The 16051-nt window shown below is 55.0% G+C and carries 14 protein-coding genes; all 14 read right to left on the bottom strand.

What is annotated here, in order from left to right; translation table 11 throughout:
• Window positions 1-30: 30 nt before the first annotated feature.
• The 14 genes from rfbA to HELO_RS07580 all read right to left on the bottom strand — a co-directional run bounded on the left by rfbA (window position 31) and on the right by HELO_RS07580 (window position 15730).
• Complete coding sequence (gene rfbA, locus HELO_RS07645) at window positions 31-924, bottom strand: glucose-1-phosphate thymidylyltransferase RfbA (protein ID WP_013332153.1); 894 nt, start codon at window positions 922-924, stop codon at window positions 31-33.
• Between the two features lie 47 nt (window positions 925-971).
• Window positions 972-2033, bottom strand: a complete 1062-nt coding sequence (rfbB, locus tag HELO_RS07640; RefSeq protein ID WP_013332152.1) for a dTDP-glucose 4,6-dehydratase — start codon at window positions 2031-2033, stop codon at window positions 972-974.
• Entirely contained in the window at window positions 2030-2893 is an 864-nt protein-coding gene (locus HELO_RS07635) for a beta-1,6-N-acetylglucosaminyltransferase (protein ID WP_109637390.1), read from the bottom strand. The genes rfbB and HELO_RS07635 overlap by 4 nt, the downstream gene beginning before the upstream one ends.
• Entirely contained in the window at window positions 2893-3837 is a 945-nt protein-coding gene (locus HELO_RS07630; RefSeq protein ID WP_013332151.1) for a glycosyltransferase, read from the bottom strand. The genes HELO_RS07635 and HELO_RS07630 overlap by 1 nt, the downstream gene beginning before the upstream one ends.
• A 156-nt stretch (window positions 3838-3993) precedes the next feature.
• Window positions 3994-5076, bottom strand: a complete 1083-nt coding sequence (locus tag HELO_RS07625; RefSeq protein ID WP_013332150.1) for a chain-length determining protein — start codon at window positions 5074-5076, stop codon at window positions 3994-3996.
• Window positions 5077-5134: 58 nt separating this feature from the next.
• On the bottom strand, window positions 5135-6190 hold the full coding sequence (locus HELO_RS07620) for an ABC transporter ATP-binding protein (protein ID WP_013332149.1): 1056 nt from the start codon (window positions 6188-6190) through the stop codon (window positions 5135-5137).
• 66 nt (window positions 6191-6256) lie between these two features.
• The gene (locus HELO_RS07615) at window positions 6257-7069 is read right to left on the bottom strand and encodes an ABC transporter permease (RefSeq protein WP_013332148.1); all 813 of its coding nucleotides are present in this window, start codon (window positions 7067-7069) and stop codon (window positions 6257-6259) included.
• Window positions 7070-7132: 63 nt separating this feature from the next.
• On the bottom strand, window positions 7133-8911 hold the full coding sequence (locus HELO_RS07610) for a polysaccharide biosynthesis/export family protein (RefSeq protein WP_013332147.1): 1779 nt from the start codon (window positions 8909-8911) through the stop codon (window positions 7133-7135).
• Window positions 8908-9348 (bottom strand): DVU3141 family protein, encoded by a 441-nt coding sequence (locus HELO_RS07605; protein ID WP_013332146.1) that lies wholly within the window; start codon window positions 9346-9348, stop codon window positions 8908-8910. Before HELO_RS07605 ends, HELO_RS07610 begins: the two co-directional genes overlap by 4 nt.
• A gap of 190 nt (window positions 9349-9538) precedes the next feature.
• Window positions 9539-11452: a sulfate adenylyltransferase subunit CysN gene (gene cysN / locus HELO_RS07600; protein WP_013332145.1), complete on the bottom strand. Its 1914-nt coding sequence runs from the start codon at window positions 11450-11452 to the stop codon at window positions 9539-9541.
• 50 nt (window positions 11453-11502) lie between these two features.
• Complete coding sequence (locus HELO_RS07595) at window positions 11503-11856, bottom strand: four helix bundle protein (protein ID WP_013332144.1); 354 nt, start codon at window positions 11854-11856, stop codon at window positions 11503-11505.
• A 110-nt stretch (window positions 11857-11966) separates the two neighbouring features.
• Entirely contained in the window at window positions 11967-12890 is a 924-nt protein-coding gene (cysD, locus tag HELO_RS07590; RefSeq protein ID WP_013332143.1) for a sulfate adenylyltransferase subunit CysD, read from the bottom strand.
• 106 nt (window positions 12891-12996) lie between these two features.
• A complete protein-coding gene (gene cysQ, locus HELO_RS07585; protein WP_013332142.1) occupies window positions 12997-13800 on the bottom strand; it encodes a 3'(2'),5'-bisphosphate nucleotidase CysQ in 804 nt (267 codons plus the stop codon).
• Window positions 13801-13966: 166 nt separating this feature from the next.
• Window positions 13967-15730 carry an SLC13 family permease gene (locus tag HELO_RS07580; RefSeq protein WP_013332141.1) on the bottom strand — a complete coding sequence of 588 codons (1764 nt, stop codon included), beginning with the start codon at window positions 15728-15730 and terminating at the stop codon, window positions 13967-13969.
• Window positions 15731-16051: the final 321 nt, after the last annotated feature.

Below are 16051 nucleotides of genomic sequence, written 5' to 3'. Positions count from 1 at the left end.
GTTAATATACTACCTAACTAGATAGCGTCTTCAAGAAGATTTATCTTCATCGGAAAGCTCTAGCAAGTATTTCCCATAGCCGTTTTTTGACAACTTATCACCTACGGTAATCAATTCTTCTGTTGTCATCCAACCATTTCGCCATGCAATTTCTTCTAAACAAGCAATTTTATATCCCTGGCGCCTTTCAATCGTTTCAACAAACTGAGCTGCTTCAAGCAAACTATCATGAGTACCGGTATCCAACCATGCGAAGCCACGCCCCAAAAGCTCTACATTGAGTTCATCCCGTTCGAGATAGACCTGGTTGATGCTAGTAATCTCTAGTTCACCACGGTCTGACGGCTTTACGTCACGCGCGATATTCACCACATCATTGTCATAGAAATAGAGGCCGGTAACAGCGTACTTAGACTTCGGGGTCTCAGGTTTTTCTTCGATAGAAATTGCCCGCTTACTTTCATCAAACTCAACGACTCCAAAGCGCTCGGGGTCCTTGACTTGATAACCGAATACCGTAGCCCCCTGAGAGCGAGCCATCGCTTGTGCAAGCTTAGGTGTAAAACCTTGACCATAATAAATATTATCACCTAGCACCAGGCAAACATCATCATCCCCTATAAACTCTTCACCGATAATGAAAGCCTGAGCTAGTCCATCAGGACTAGGCTGGGTTGCATAACTAAGCTTCACTCCAAACTGGCTACCATCTCCCAGCAATCTCTGAAATCCAGTCAGATCATCAGGTGTTGTGATAATCAAAATTTCATGGATCCCAGCCAGCATCAGTACTGACAAGGGATAATACACCATGGGTTTATCATAGATGGGCAGAAGCTGTTTAGAAACACCCTTTGTTATCGGATAGAGTCGAGTTCCGCTCCCTCCAGCAAGCACAATTCCCTTTCGCTTTCTTGCTGCCATCACTTTTCCCCTTTTGATATCATCTATGTGAAAGTCTAGCTCAATCCCTAAGCTTCAATTCCCAAACGTTCCCCCTTATAGCTTCCATTCTGTACCCGTTTCCACCAATCCGTATTTTCGAGATACCAGTATACAGTCTTGCGCAGCCCAGTCTCGAAAGTTTCTCGAGGAGTCCAGCCCAGCTCTCTTTCGATCTTTCCAGCATCGATGGCATACCGCAGATCATGGCCGGGTCGATCAGTGACAAAAGTAATCAAATCTCGATATAAGTTATCATTTGGCACCAGCTCTTGAAGTAAACTACAGAGTGTTTCCACTACCTCAAGGTTGGTTTTTTCATTATGACCGCCAATATTATAAGTTTCCCCGACTTCACCCTCCACCGCCACCTTGACTAAGGCTCTAGCATGATCCTCCACATATAGCCAATCACGTACTTGCTTACCATCACCATATACAGGTAGAGGTTTACCTGCCAGAGCATTCAAGATCATCAAAGGAATCAATTTTTCGGGGAAATGATAAGGCCCGTAATTATTGGAGCAATTAGTAACTAGGGTCGGCATGCCAAACGTCCTGTACCATGATCTCACTAGGTGATCAGAACCTGCCTTACTGGCCGAATAAGGTGAGCTGGGGGCGTATGGAGTATCTTCTGTAAACAAAGCCTTCGTTTCGTCCAAGTCACCATAGACTTCATCAGTTGATACATGATGGAAACGAAAGCCCCGGGCCTTTTCGGGATCGCTTTTTTTAAGCTCTTTCCAGTAATTTCGCGCTGCCTCCAATAGCACAGTAGTGCCCACTACATTAGTCTGAACAAACTCTGCAGGTCCATCAATAGAGCGATCCACATGACTTTCGGCAGCCAAGTGCATCACCACATCCGGCTGATGCTTTTCAAATAACTTATTTATCGCGGGAGCATCACATATATCTGCCTGCACAAAGTTATAACGAATATTGTTCGACACACTATCCAGAGATTCCAAATTCCCTGCGTAAGTCAGTTTATCAACATTAACCACTTCATGATCAGTTTCATTGATAAGCTCACGCACCACAGCAGAACCAATGAACCCTGCCCCACCTGTTACTAAAAACTTCATATCATCTCCTTGTGCGTATCCCTGAGGCCTCCTGGCGTCAGATAGTATTTTCTTGCAAAAAAACACCCGTCAGGGACGAAATCTTGATAATTCAGGTTTGAAGCTCTACCTTCCCGATCAAACCTTACGTACGTCAAGCTTCTATCTGATACAGTCTCCGAGAACTCATGATAAACTATAGTCTGAAAATAACACTCATCGGGAACCCAGGCCGTTCTTAATCTTTTATATCTTCTCTCTCTCTTACAATCATCGAAAAGCTTAAAAACTGTATCCTTGGACAAACACCACCACTGACTACCAAAACGAACTTCAAAATCTTTGGGCATCGGCCTTTTAAGTTTCAAATATTTTTGAGCTCGGTACATCCAACGATGTAGTTTTGGATACTTTCTTTTATCAAGGTAATGTCGATACAGATAACGATCTTCTCGAATACCACCTTTAATCCAATCACTGGTCTCACACTCGATGAAATCTGTTCCCTGATAGGCTGTCAAAAACTCTCTGAGTTCACTTAACGGACGTACAGGGCGACAATATTCGCTTATGAGGTAAAAATAATCTGATACATCTGTTTGTTCGAGGGCATACCGTAAGGCACGCAAGGGAGCTTCCACCAGCCCCCATTGTCCCCACCCGCAACGCACTCGATTTCGCATCAGATGACAGCGCGGCTCGCCGTCCAATGCAAGGGCGAGCTTCTGGAAAATCGTTTTCGGCGACTTCTTGTCCAGATGAATAATCACCTGGCATTCAGGATCTTCTGTCAGTAATTGTCTGACCAGATCAATGACACGTTCAGCGCTATCGTGACAAAGGACGATAAAGGTTATCGTGACAAGGGAATTACCGGCCATCAGTTGACTTCCAGCAACCTTCTGGGATCAATTTGCGGTCTATCGCTATATGTCAACGAACATACTCTTCCCACATCCTTGTCCATCAATGCCTGCAAGCGTTTGAAATTCTGCTTATGTCGATAGTATCCCTTCTCGGTACGCTTCGGATGCCAGAGATGCACCAGAGTACAGCCTTGCTGGCGGCACTCCTCACCATAAAGTGCGAAGTAGGCACGAAAGCCACGATATTCGGTAATCGGGCCACTCCCCATATTACGTGTATACTCCGGCGGGCGCGGTGCTATCGGGTACAGGCTGGAGAGCCGATGTAATAGTTCGAAGTCCTCCGCACCATGCCCCTTGAAGCCTTCATCATGCCCCCCCATGGCAAGCAGATCGGCACGGTTGGTTACAATGCAAGAACTGCCTTGAACCAGGAAATTCATTCGCTCATGAGGATGGTTGTCGCGATTTCGAAAGCACCAGGCCTCCTTGCTGTCTTCAAAGTGCTCAAGAAAATGCTCCGTCCCATCCTGCGTCAGAAAGGCAACAGGCACGCAAAAAAAGTGTTCTGGACGAGTGGCCAATTCCACTCTATGTATATGTTCCAGTAGTCGCCGATATACTTCAGTCAAGGCCAGAAAGTCGACATCATGAAAGATGACTACAGGGGACCTGGCAGCTAGAGCCCCCCGATTTCGGGCTCTAGCCAAGGAAAAACGTCGATGCCGAGTACGCAGATAGACGCCCCTGACGACCTGCCCTCGCAGCGTTCTCTGCTCCACGATGTGGCGAATATGCCGCCGCACCACCGGCTCCGAGCCATCATCCACGATGATGACTTCAAATCCACTGGGAATTGTCTCCAGCAGCCGGGTCAAGCGCAGTATTTCCCGCTGCTCGATCTCCTTGGCCCGAAGAGGAACAATGACAGATGCGGCTATGCACTGCTCATGTTCCATTGATACGGCATCCTTCACTATATTCCCGTCCATGTCGGTCCATAGCGAACGTTAGCGCACATCGAATAGGTATAGCCTACGCAACAGGCGCTATCCAGTTCCTTATATGCCTCCATCCAGAGCACTGCTCATGGTTGGTATGGCTATGTCAAGCCATCAATCCCTGTGCTCCTTGATGATCAGGATCAGCATACTGAAGATAAAGGCCAGAAAGATAGCAATAAGGGCAAAGACAGTACTGTTGTACAACCGGTCAGGTTTGGTGGAATATTCCGGCATGAGCGGGCTTTGCAGCACACTCACCTGCTTGAGCTTACGCGCGGCCTCGATCCTTGTATTTTCCAATGCGGAAAGGGCACTGGAGTAGGTCTCCTGGGCAAACTTTGCCTGCAACTCCAATGTTTGATATTCCGAGGACACCCGATTGAGCGAATCCCCGGTCGCCTGTGCCAGGCGGTCCCTCTCCTTGCCGATCTGCTCACGCAATGCATTGATTTCACTCTTTATACGCTGCATCTCGGAGGATCGGGCGCTCTGATAGCTCGCGAGTGCTTGCTGCTTGGCCTGCAGACGGGCCAGATCACCTTCCAGGCTTGCCACCACCTGATTCAAGCTCTCCACGGTATGGGTCGGCGAGATCAGCCCCTTTTCGTTCTGATAGGCGAGCAAGTCGGAACGGGCATCCTCCATTCGCTCGCTGAGCCGGTCCACCTGCTGCTCAAGAAAGCCAACTTGTTCTTCGGCCAAACGGTTACCCATCTCGTTCATGTGCTTTTCACCGGCGGCTAGCAGCAATTGTGTCATGTCATGCGCAAATTCCGGTGTATAGGCTTGCACCTCTATGTCGAGCACACCTGAGTATTCATCCATCTCGATGTTGACGCGTTTCAGGTAATATTCATGCAATGTTTCTATCGGCGCATCGCGATCCCTGAGCCGAGCAAAGAAGTCACCATTCTGACTATAATGTTGGCGAAAGGCGAGCTGTTCATCCACTTGCTTGAGCATATCTACCGACAATAGATATTCACGCAACAACAAGAGATCGCTATCCCCCCCCCCTCCACTCAAGATGGACGAGAAGCTGATATCAGGAGGAGCAATCTGAGGACTTTCCAGCACAACCGTGGCGCGCGAAACGTAACGATCCTCCGCCCATGCGAACCAGTAGAAAGCCACCAGAAGGATGGCGAACAGGGTAAGCGCCCAATGGGGCTGTGATTTTATAAACCGGGTCATGAAAAAGGTACATCCATTGTGTGGCTTGAATGACTACAAGACTGTCTCTTTCAACGAGTCAGTCTTGATTCACTCCAGGTTGTGAGTCAGCTCCAGCATCCCTGGGCCCGGAATGGCTACTCAGACGTTCCTCGGCCTGTTGGAGTTGCTTGTTTGCTTTACGAAAACGACGCTGGTAAGGCTTGAGATCCACTTCTACTAACTGCATAGCTTTAGCATGCTCAAAAGCCGCCTTGGCAACTTCCAAATCGGCACGACGCCTGGCAACGAGACTCTCGAGCTCCTCTTGTGTTTCACCTTCTTGCATTGATGAATCAGCCTGTGCCTGCTGAGCTTCCAATTGTTTCTTGGTCTTGCTCTGTTGTGAGTGCTGCTCTTCTTGAGACGCTCCAGGGCGTTGTTGGGGCTTCCCCGATGTTGCTTGGCCGACCTTCTCACCTCGTTGCTTGCGAACCTCATCCGCCTCGGCATGATAAGCGGCAATGGCATCCTTGATATCGTCATACCAGGTAGCTCGCCCATTCTGCAGATAAACTCCCGCCTGACAGAGCTCCTTCAGCATACCCTCACCATGGGAAACCATGATCAAGCTGGCCTTCCCTACCTTGTCTTTGAAGGCCTTGGAGGCCTTGGCCTTGAAGGCGCGGTCCCCCACTGAGGTCGCCTCGTCAGAAAGGTAAACATCGAAATCGAAAGCCAGGGAGAGGCCAAAGTTCAGACGGGCACGCATGCCTGAGGAGTAGGTCTTGATGGGTTCATCAAAGGCTTCACCAATCTCGGCAAAGTCCCGAACGCGCTCGATAATATCTTCCACGTTCTGCCTGCCACCGTGTACTCGAGCCACGAATTTGACATTCTGACGACCAGTCATCGAGCCCTGGAAACCACCGGAAAGCCCGATGGGCCAGGAAACCCGGCAGCCACGATGGATACTACCTCGTTCAGGTACATCCATACCAGCGATCAGGCGCAACAAAGTAGACTTTCCAGCACCATTTCTCCCTACCAGCCCGACACTGACGCCCATAGGAATGGTAAGATTAATATTCCTGAGCACCCAGTCGCTACCATGGTGATTATGGTAGCGCTTGTATAGATTTCGAATTTCAATCACGATTTACTCGACACGCAATAGGAAGAATTTTTCTCAGTTTCCCCATAACACCCCATCAAATAAAGCTTATTTTGCTTTGAGCTTTTCCTTAAAAGCAACATGAAGCAAGAGCCCCAAGGCAAGCAAGCTAAAAGTAAAAAACCAGAGATATAATATACTAGTGCCATGCACAACATGGTAGCTATTAAAGAAACCGTAGCGCAGTGTCTCGAGACCATGAATGATGGGGTTATACATCAGATACTTGAGAATATTGTGTGGCAGATGATTGATGGGAAAGATCACCCCCGAAAGAATCAAGAGAGGCAAACTGAGCATCTTCACAATCTTGCCGATCTCTTCCACTAGAGACCCCAATACCGAAACGACCAGGCCAGCCCCCAGCCCCAGACACCAAAGCGAGAACCAGCCAAACATGGCAAGCAGAGCATCGTCCGGCATCATATCGAGGCCCAGCATCAAGCAACCTACGATAAACAGCAGGAAGATGAAGGTACGTAGCATGCCCTCAAGAAAATTGCGCGTCAGTACCGGATCAACCGGTTGTACCTGGCGGTAAGCAAACAATGCCTGGTTGGAATCCACTGCCCCCAAGCCACGCATCAGTCCTTCCCGCACCAGATAAAAACCCATCAAACCAGTGATCAACCAAGGAACAAATTCCGCACCAGGAATCAGGCTCCCTCCCTTTATCTGACTACGAATTGCCACCATGATTAGTGTCATCGCCGCCGGCTCGGCGATCATCCAGAACCAGCCGAGTCGATCCGCCATAGTTCGCGAAATAGCCTCGCGCATGAACATGGCATACCAGACACTGCGCGTCACGTTCCATGGAGAGCGCCCTTCATTAGGCCCGCGAGTAAATATGCTCAGCATAAAACCTTCCTTGCGAGCGAGCGGTGGAGCAATGTTCCTTTACCCCACCACTCCATGCTCAGGTCAGAGATCGAGCGCGACCTTGGTGGCCACGGCAACCTGATAGAGGATCTGCGTGATCGACTTGGCCAGCTCGAGATTGCTGGTCGGCGCCCTCGGCAACACGATGATTTCGTCGCCGGCACGCAGCTTCGCATCGTCGGCCGGGATAACGGCACCATTGCGATGCGCCACCAGGATTCCATCGTCGTTGGCGCGTGGCGTGAAGCCACCGGCCTGTTCGATGTAATCCTCGACGGACATGCCCGGTGTGTAGACCACTGCCTGCGGCATGGTGACCTCGCCACTGAGCAGGACAGCATCGTTGGTCTCGGGAATCTTGACCACGTCGCCATCCTGCAGGCGCACATCAGCGATTCCGCTGTTCCCGCGAGCCACGACCAGCTGGCCGGTGGGCTCGACCTTCGAGGCCTTCTGCACGAAACGCTCGATCAGCTCGGCCTGTTGCACCTGAATCTTGCCTTCTTCCGCGGTACGGGCCGGATAACCGAGGTAGGTCGTCTGCAAACGCTGCAGGCTCTTGTCGAGTGCCTCTTCCTGCTGCTTGGCGACGCTCTCGCGCAGGATCGAGATATCCTGAACGCTGGTCATCTCCTTGGGTACGCCGATGGCGTCAAGGAACTCGCCAAGCCGTGCGTTACGCGGCAGAGCGTAGCGGGACGGGCCATAGAAGCTGCCCTCGACTTCGACCACGATGGTCTCGGCACGCTGATCGGAGCTGAACAGGACTTCGTCGCCGCTCTGCACGGTCTGGCTGGCAAACTCGTCGAGCGGGAAGTATTCGGCCATCGGACCATCACTGCGGTCACCACGCAGCAGCACGTGCGAAACGCCGCTGTTCAGACGGGCGAGTCGCTGCACATCGGCGCCACTGAGCTGCGAGCCTTGCAGCTCATAGCGATATTCGCGTTTCACATCCCCCGTCACGGCGATCGCCGGACCGCGTTCCTCGACCACGATGGTATCGCCGTCCTTGAATTGCGGGCGCTGGATGTCACCGTCGAGCAGGAAATCGTACAGGTCGACGCTAGCGACGGTACGGCCGTCACGCTCCACCCGAATCTGGCGGTAGCTGCCGAGATCCTTGTCGATGCCCCCCGCCTGATCGAGGAAGTAGAGTACCGAGTCGGAGGGTGTTCCAGCGTAACGCCCCGGACTTTCGACATAACCGGTCACGAATACGCCGACCGGCTGGACCCCTTGCAGGTTGGTGTATACCTGCACGTCCTGGGGATAGACGTTCTGGATCGCGGAGCGAACAGTGGCATCCAGTTGCTGACTGTTCATCCCCTGTACCTGCACCGGCCCGATAGAGGGAATGTAAACATTGCCCTGGGCATCCACCGGTATGGTCTGGTCGAGTTCCACGGCGCCCCAGGCGCGTAGCGTCACCTGGTCACCGGGCTTGATCTTGTAACTGGCATTGAGGCCATCTGCCATGGTGCCACGGAAGCCCCCTTCGAAGAGATTGGCCCCGAATGGCTCCAGCTTGTCCATTTCGGCCTTGGGTGGCTTGGCCTCCATTCCATAGTTGTTGGGCTTCACCACCGGGCCATAGTTGGCGCTCTGCCAATTGGCGCGAGGAGAAGCGTCGACATTGCTGCTCTGACCGCCACTCTGTGCTTGTGCCGACGCAGACTGAGACTGCCGGGACTGGCTCTGTTCCTGCTCCGAAAGCCCCATGCTCGACTGCAGGAAGCTCTGGGCATTGGCCGAGCCGGGCAGCAGCAGCAAGCCCGTTACCAGCAGGGCACTCAACGTCGAAGTATCGCGATTGATCACCGGCTCATTCTCCCTGCCTGGGTTTGCGTTACCAGCCGTTGCGAGACCCAACTGCCATCCAGCGTCTTGCAGGCCACTGCCGAGCGGACATTGCCGCCTTGCAGCTGCATGATCTGCAGTTGCCTGCAGTCACGCCCACTCGCCGCGTAATACTTCGCATCCGCCATTACCTCGACGTTGCCGCCCCAGGGACTGTCCTGCAACACGGTCGTGGCACCGGGGCCGGCCTGGCTGAGAAAGCCGTTCAGGTTGGCGCCCAGTTGGGTGCCCTGCGTTGGGCCGTCAATGACCGAGCCGGAGGGATTCTGGCTCTGCTGCATGGCACAGCCCGACAACGTCACGGCGAACGCCACCAGCACCACAGATGCCTGGCGGCAGCCCCAGGGACGCGATCTAGCCCCCTGGCGAAACATGCCACTGAATTGTCGTTTTTCCATATAGGTTTCCCTTGCAATATCGGCCTGGCAGTCGCCGCCCTGAATGAGCCGAAATCGTACGAGCTCGGCACGTGCGGCGGCGTCTCATGATGTAGGGTCGGCGACTACCAGGCAACCGCATACCCGCATGCGGTGCACGGCGCTGCACCCCAGGGTGAACGCCGTGCACATCTGCCCGACAGGTAATGCGTCAAAGCTCCTTGAGGAGACGGGTCAGGATATCCTGCTGACTCATGGTTTCCGTGTTGACCGTCACCTCAGCGTTGCTCGGCGTCTCATAGGGGCTGTTGATACCCGTGAAGTCATGGATCCTGCCTTCACGTGCCTTCTGGTAAAGCCCCTTGGGATCGCGCTGCTCGCAAATGTCCAGCGGAGTGTCGACATGAACTTCGATGAAATCGCCCTCGTCGAACAGCTCGCGGGCCGCATCGCGATTGGAGCGGAACGGCGAAATGAAGGCGGTGATCACGATCACGCCGGCTTCGGCGAACAGGCGCGCGACCTCACCCACCCGACGGATGTTCTCGGCGCGGTCGGCCTCGTCCATTCCCAGGTCCTTGCACAGACCATGACGGATATTGTCGCCATCGAGCAGCATGGTGTGATAGCCGCGGCGGTTGAGCTCGACTTCCAGCGCATTGGCCAGGGTCGACTTGCCGGAACCAGAGTAGCCGGTGAACCAGATGCACTTGCCAGCATGGCCATTGATCTGCTCACGCATGGCCTGGGTGACGCTGGTACGGTTCCACACCACGTTGGCCTTGCTGTCGTGCTCGCGGAACTCGTAGGGCAGCTCGCTATCCAGCGGCTGGTGAATCATGCCGACACCCACGGTGATGTTGGTGAGTCGGTCGATGATGATGAAGTTACCGGTACCCGGGCTGGTACGATAGTCGTCCACCGGTACCGGCGCGGTCAGCTCCACCTGACAGCGCGCGATGGCGTTGAGGTCGAGATGATCGGCGTGGCGCTGTTCCAGGGTATTGACATCGACCTGATAGTCGATGGCCGTTACCTTGCCGGCCATGTCGCGAGTCGCCAGCTTGAGATCGTACAGCTTGCCGGGCTCGAGCGCCTTTTCGTGCATCCAGACGATATCCGCCTCGAAGCTGGTCGCCAGCGGCACCTGGGCGTCCTCGGCGACGATCCAGTCGCCACGCGAGATGTCGATCTCGTCTTCCAGGGTCACGGTGATCGCCTGCCCCGGGTAGGCGACATCGAGATCGCCGTCCCAGGTGACGATACGCTCGACCTTGGAGGTCTTGCCGGAAGGCAAGGCCCGGATGGCCTGACCGGGTTGCAGCACCCCGGCGGCCAGGGTGCCGCAGTAGCCCCGGAAATCCAGGTTGGGACGGTTGACGTACTGCACCGGCAGACGCAGGTCGCGCAGGTTCTGGTCGTGACGAATCTCGACGTTCTCGAGCAGCTCGAGCATCGCCGGCCCGTCATACCAGGACATCGCCTCGCTCTTGTTGACCACGTTGTCGCCCTTCAGCGCCGACATCGGCACGAAGTGGATGTCCGGGGCGTTCAGCTTCTGGGCGATGTCCTGATACTGCTCGACGATCTCGTTGTAACGCTCCTCCGAGTAGTCGACCAGGTCCATCTTGTTGATTGCCACCACCAGGTGCTGGATGCCCAGCAAGTCGGCGATGAAGCTGTGGCGACGAGTCTGGGTCTGCACGCCATGACGGGCATCGACCAGGATTACCGCCAGGCTCGCCGTGGAAGCCCCGGTGGCCATGTTGCGCGTGTACTGCTCGTGCCCCGGAGTATCGGCGATGATGAACTTGCGTTTTTCGGTCGAGAAGAAACGGTAGGCAACATCGATGGTGATGCCCTGCTCCCGCTCGGACTGCAGGCCATCCACCAGCAGCGCCAAATCCACCTCGTCACCGGTGGTCCCGCTGGTCTTCGACGCCTGGGTGATCGCCGCCAACTGATCCTCGTAGATCATCTTGGAATCGTGCAACAACCGCCCGATCAGCGTCGACTTACCGTCATCGACGCTACCGCAGGTGATGAAACGGAGCAGATCCTTGTTCTCATGCTCCTTGAGATAAGCTTCGATGTCGTCCGCGATCAAACTGGATTGGTGTGACATAACGCATCCCGAGAAATAAGGGAGAAGAGGGAAGAGGGAAGAAAACCTCATTAATCTGCGCTGAAGTCAGACTGTTTGCGAATCAGTCCAGTCAGCATGGCAGCGATTTCCTTGGTCTCAGCTACCCAGAGATACCCCTTCTCACGTTCGATGTAGCCAATTTCCATGCCGATATAGATCTGTGTTCTGAGTTCGGCACATGAGCCCTTGGCAATATAAAGAAACTTGATACGGTCATTGGCGGAAGGCCTCGTCATCCCCTCAGCAATATTGCTGGGCACAGACAGGCCGGATCGTGTGATCTGATCCTTGAAGCCGAAATCACGAGAGTCAGCAAATTGACGGTACAGGTCAGCAGATAAACGTGCCGACCGTTTCCAGACATTCAGACGCTCGAAATCCATTTCGTTTCCCCATCTCCATCATGGTCTCTGTAGACTAGGCTAAAGACAGATGGGGTGACTTCCTTTCTTCCGACTTCCTTCTTCCGACTTTCTAACGCGCCGAAGGCGCGTTAGAAGTACCCTTCCCGCTTCTTCTTCTCCATGGAGCCGGCCTGGTCGTGGTCAATGGCGCGGCCGCTGCGTTCCGATGTCTTCGTCAGCAGCATTTCCTGGATGATTTCGGGCAGGGTGGTGGCTTTGGATTCCACCGCGCCGGTCAGCGGGTAGCAGCCAAGAGTGCGGAAGCGTACCCACTTCTCCTCGGGTACTTCGCCCTCTTCGAGGGGCATGCGGTCGTCGTCGACCATGATGTCGATGCCGTCGCGATGCACTACCGGGCGCGGGGCGGAGTAGTAAAGCGGAACGATGGGGATGGATTCCAGGTAGATGTACTGCCAGATATCCAGTTCGGTCCAGTTGGAGAGCGGAAAGACCCGAATGGATTCGCCCTTGTCGACCTTGGAGTTGTAGACGTTCCAGAGCTCGGGGCGCTGGTTCTTGGGATCCCAGCGGTGATGCTTGTCACGGAAGGAGAAGACACGCTCCTTGGCGCGGCTGGCTTCCTCGTCGCGACGCGCACCGCCGAAAGCGGCATCGAACTGATACTTGTCCAGCGCCATCTTGAGCGACTGGGTCTTCATCACGTCGGTGTACTTGGAGCTACCGTGATCGAAGGGGTTGATACCCGCCTCGACACCTTCCTGATTGATGTGCTCGATCAGTTCCATGCCGGCCTCTTCAGCCATGCGATCACGGAACTCGATCATTTCCTTGAACTTCCAGGTGGTGTTGACGTGCATCAGCGGAAACGGCGGCGGCCCGGGATAGAAGGCCTTGCGCGCCAGGTGCAGCATCACCGAGGAATCCTTGCCGATGGAGTAGAGCATCACCGGGTTGCGAAACTCGGCGGCCACCTCGCGAATGATGTGAATCGACTCGGCCTCTAGCTGCTTGAGGTGAGTCTGACGTTCGGGGGTTATTTCCATATCGATCATTCCATTGGGTTGGAAATTGGTATTGAATCAAGAGCCGAAGAACGCGGCGTCGCCGCTGTAGAGAAGAAAGAGCGGCGCTCCCTTCTTACCTCTATACCCTTCCTCCTTATGCCTTCAGGCTCGCTTTCAGTGCATTGGTCCAGCGTTGATCGCGCTCACCGCAAACGATGAAGAATGGGTTGAGTACGGAATCTTGCTGGTTGCAACGCAGGGGCTCAAGGGTCTCGGCATCGAGCACCTCGCCGCCAGCGGCCACGACGACCGCCTGAGCGGCAGCAGTATCCCACTCGCTGGTGGGTGCCAACCGGGGATAGAGATCCGCCTGACCTTCAGCCACCAGGCACAGCTTGAGCGAGCTGCCCATGGAGACCCGCTCGTGCTGCGGTAGCCGAGCACAAAAGGCTTCGAACATCTCTGCACCATGGGAGCGACTGCCCACTACCTTCCAGGTGTCACCACCCTCGCGTGGCAAGGCACGCACCCCGATGCGGCTCGACGTTCCCTGCTCCACTTTCCAGGCGCCCTGACCAACCTGTCCATACCAGGTGGTTTCGAGTACCGGCGCGTGAACGATGCCGAATACCGGGTCGCCATTCTCGACCAGAGCCACGTTGAGCGTGAATTCACCGTTCTTCTTGATGAACTCCTTGGTACCATCCAGCGGATCGATCAACCAGTAACGTTCCCAGGTGCGGCGCGTTTCATAGGGGATCTCGCCGGACTCCTCGGACAACACCGGCACATCGGGCGTCACCGATTCAAGCAAGGCCACCAGCGCATGGTGGGACGCCATGTCCGCTTCGGTCAGAGGACTGTCATCCTCCTTGGTTTCCACATGAAAGGTACGGTTGTAGATCTCCAGCACCTCGCGCCCCGCCGCCTCGACACCGGCAAGCAAGCGATCGCGCATATCGTCCGTCACAAAATCGGTCAAAAGAGTCTCCTTACTCGAAACATTAGACGGAAGAAGGAAGAACGGCACTATGCGCCTTTAAGAGGGGGATAAATCCTTGATGCTCAAAGTGTCGGATTAGCCTATGTTCCCTCTTCCTTCTTACCTTCTTATTTCTTACTTCTCAAAAACCCCACACCAACGGTATCAGCGCCACGGCCGTGCTCCCGATGAGCAGGCTGAGCGGTGCGCCCAGGCGTAGATAATCGAGCAGTCTGTAGCCACCGGGTCCATATACCATGAGGTTGGTCTGGTAGCCCAGTGGCGTCATGAAGCTGGCCGAGGCGGCAAACATGATGGCAATGGCGAACGGCATGTAACTGACGCCGAGTTGATCGGCCACTGACATGGCAATCGGGAACATCAGCACCGCCGCCGCATTGTTGGTGATGATCTCGGTGAACAGCGTCGTCAGCAGATAAATCACGGCCAGCGCCAACCAGGGCGACATGCTGTCGCTCACCACCGCGCCGGCAATGGTCTGGGCGGCGCCGGAGGTGGTCATGGCCGCGCCCAGCGAGAAGGAGGCAGCGATCACCGTCAGCACGGAAAGATCGATATAACGTCGCGCCTTGCTGACGGTGATGCAACCGGTTACCAGCATGCCGCCACCGGCAAGCAGCGCGGCTTCGAAGATCGACAGAAGACCGACCCCTGCCACGCCGACCATCAGCCCCAGCACCGTCAAGGCAAGAGGCGCCTTGTGGAAGTTGGGTGGTGTGGAGTCGTTGAGTGCACTGACCAACAGAAAGTCACGCCGATAGCGATATTGCTCGACGAAGTCGTGACCGGTTTCCATCAACAGGGTGTCGCCCACTTGCAGGCGGATATCCCCCACCTTGCCGGGCAGGCGACGTCCCTGGCGGGAAATAGACAGGATCACGGCCTGGAAGCGCGAACGCACCCTGGCTTCGCGAACCGTGTGCCCGACGCCGGTGAAATCCGGCCCGATCACCGCCTCGACCAGGCAGCGTTGATGATTGGCCACGTCCAGCTTGTGGATGTCGCCATTAGCCGGAGTCACACCCCGGACCTGGCGTAACTCGCGGGCACACTCAGGAGCACCGATGAAGACCAGTACATCGCCGGGCTCGAGTTGGGTTTCGGGAGGGACTGCGGTCATCAGGCGACCATCGCGCTCGATGTCGGTCAGGTAGCCATATTGCAAGTTACGCAGCCCGGCCTCGGAAATGGTCTTGCCAGCCAGAGGACCATTCTGAGCAACCACGAATTCGACACTGTATTCGCGGGCCATGTCGAGCTGCTCGATCACCCCTTCGCGACGCGGCAGCAAGCGATCGGAGAACAATATCAAGAAGGTACTGCCAATCAGCAGCAAGGGAAGACCGACCTGGGCGAGCTCGAACATGCCGAGCGCCACGCCCTTCTCGCTCTGCAGAAGGCCGTCGACGACCAGGTTGGTGCTGGTGCCGATCAGCGTACAGGTACCGCCGAGGATGGCGGTATAACTCAACGGCAGAAGCAGTTTGGAAGGAGGAAGCCGAAGCTTGCGGGACCACTCTTGCAGTGCCGGAATGAACATGGCGACCACGGTGGTGTTATTCATGAAGGCGCTGAGGCTGGAAGCGGGCAGCATGACCCGTAGTTGCGCCTTCTTGAGCGAATCTGGATGACCCAGCAGCCCATTCGCCACCCACTGCACCGCACCGGTTTCCTTGAGCGCAGCAGCGACGACATACAGGGCCGCGATGGTCATGACGCCGGTATTGGAAAAACCGACCAGAGCCTCGGCGGGCTCGAGCACGCCGCTGACCACGAGAAACGCCATTGCCGCTATCAGGATGGCATCCGCCGCGATCCGCGTAGCTGCCAGGGCCACCAGAACGGCGATTACGCTGAATGTACTGAGCCAGGCATCCATTGCCATGGTGGTATAAGACTCCAAAAGTCGCCGAGGCACGCTACCGCCCCGGGATTGCTCCGGGCGATTCCCTTGCCCTGGCGAGTTGAGTTGTATGGCCGCTCCTGCGGTTCCGATGCCTACGCTAGGAAACGTAGATCGGTGGCCATTCTATGGATTTACAACGTTGGCGGCTAGCCGAATGGGTGCGATTTCCATCCGGAAACGCCCGACTGGAACGTAACTTTACGTAACCTTCCAGCTATTCCGGCCTTGGCTGCCCTTTTCGCCCCCTACTGCCGGGGCGCTATTTCAACCGCTAGTCTCGCTTCCTTTTCCTACAGGATT

It is taken from the genome of Halomonas elongata DSM 2581 (genome assembly GCF_000196875.2).
GTDB lineage: Bacteria > Pseudomonadota > Gammaproteobacteria > Pseudomonadales > Halomonadaceae > Halomonas > Halomonas elongata.
This window is presented reverse-complemented; position numbering and strand designations above follow the sequence as displayed.

Excerpts from the sequence above, each read along its gene's own strand:
- HELO_RS07605 (WP_013332146.1), bottom strand. The coding sequence starts at position 9,348 with ATGGAAAAACGACAATTCAGTGGCATGTTTCGCCAGGGGGCTAGATCG.
- cysN (WP_013332145.1), bottom strand. The coding sequence starts at position 11,452 with ATGTCACACCAATCCAGTTTGATCGCGGACGACATCGAAGCTTATCTC.
- HELO_RS07580 (WP_013332141.1), bottom strand. The coding sequence starts at position 15,730 with ATGGCAATGGATGCCTGGCTCAGTACATTCAGCGTAATCGCCGTTCTG.
- cysD (WP_013332143.1), bottom strand. The coding sequence starts at position 12,890 with ATGATCGATATGGAAATAACCCCCGAACGTCAGACTCACCTCAAGCAG.
- HELO_RS07615 (WP_013332148.1), bottom strand. The coding sequence starts at position 7,069 with ATGCTGAGCATATTTACTCGCGGGCCTAATGAAGGGCGCTCTCCATGG.
- HELO_RS07635 (WP_109637390.1), bottom strand. The coding sequence starts at position 2,893 with ATGGCCGGTAATTCCCTTGTCACGATAACCTTTATCGTCCTTTGTCAC.
- HELO_RS07630 (WP_013332151.1), bottom strand. The coding sequence starts at position 3,837 with ATGGAACATGAGCAGTGCATAGCCGCATCTGTCATTGTTCCTCTTCGG.
- rfbB (WP_013332152.1), bottom strand. The coding sequence starts at position 2,033 with ATGAAGTTTTTAGTAACAGGTGGGGCAGGGTTCATTGGTTCTGCTGTG.
- HELO_RS07595 (WP_013332144.1), bottom strand. The coding sequence starts at position 11,856 with ATGGATTTCGAGCGTCTGAATGTCTGGAAACGGTCGGCACGTTTATCT.
- cysQ (WP_013332142.1), bottom strand. The coding sequence starts at position 13,800 with ATGCGCGATCGCTTGCTTGCCGGTGTCGAGGCGGCGGGGCGCGAGGTG.
- rfbA (WP_013332153.1), bottom strand. The coding sequence starts at position 924 with ATGGCAGCAAGAAAGCGAAAGGGAATTGTGCTTGCTGGAGGGAGCGGA.
- HELO_RS07625 (WP_013332150.1), bottom strand. The coding sequence starts at position 5,076 with ATGACCCGGTTTATAAAATCACAGCCCCATTGGGCGCTTACCCTGTTC.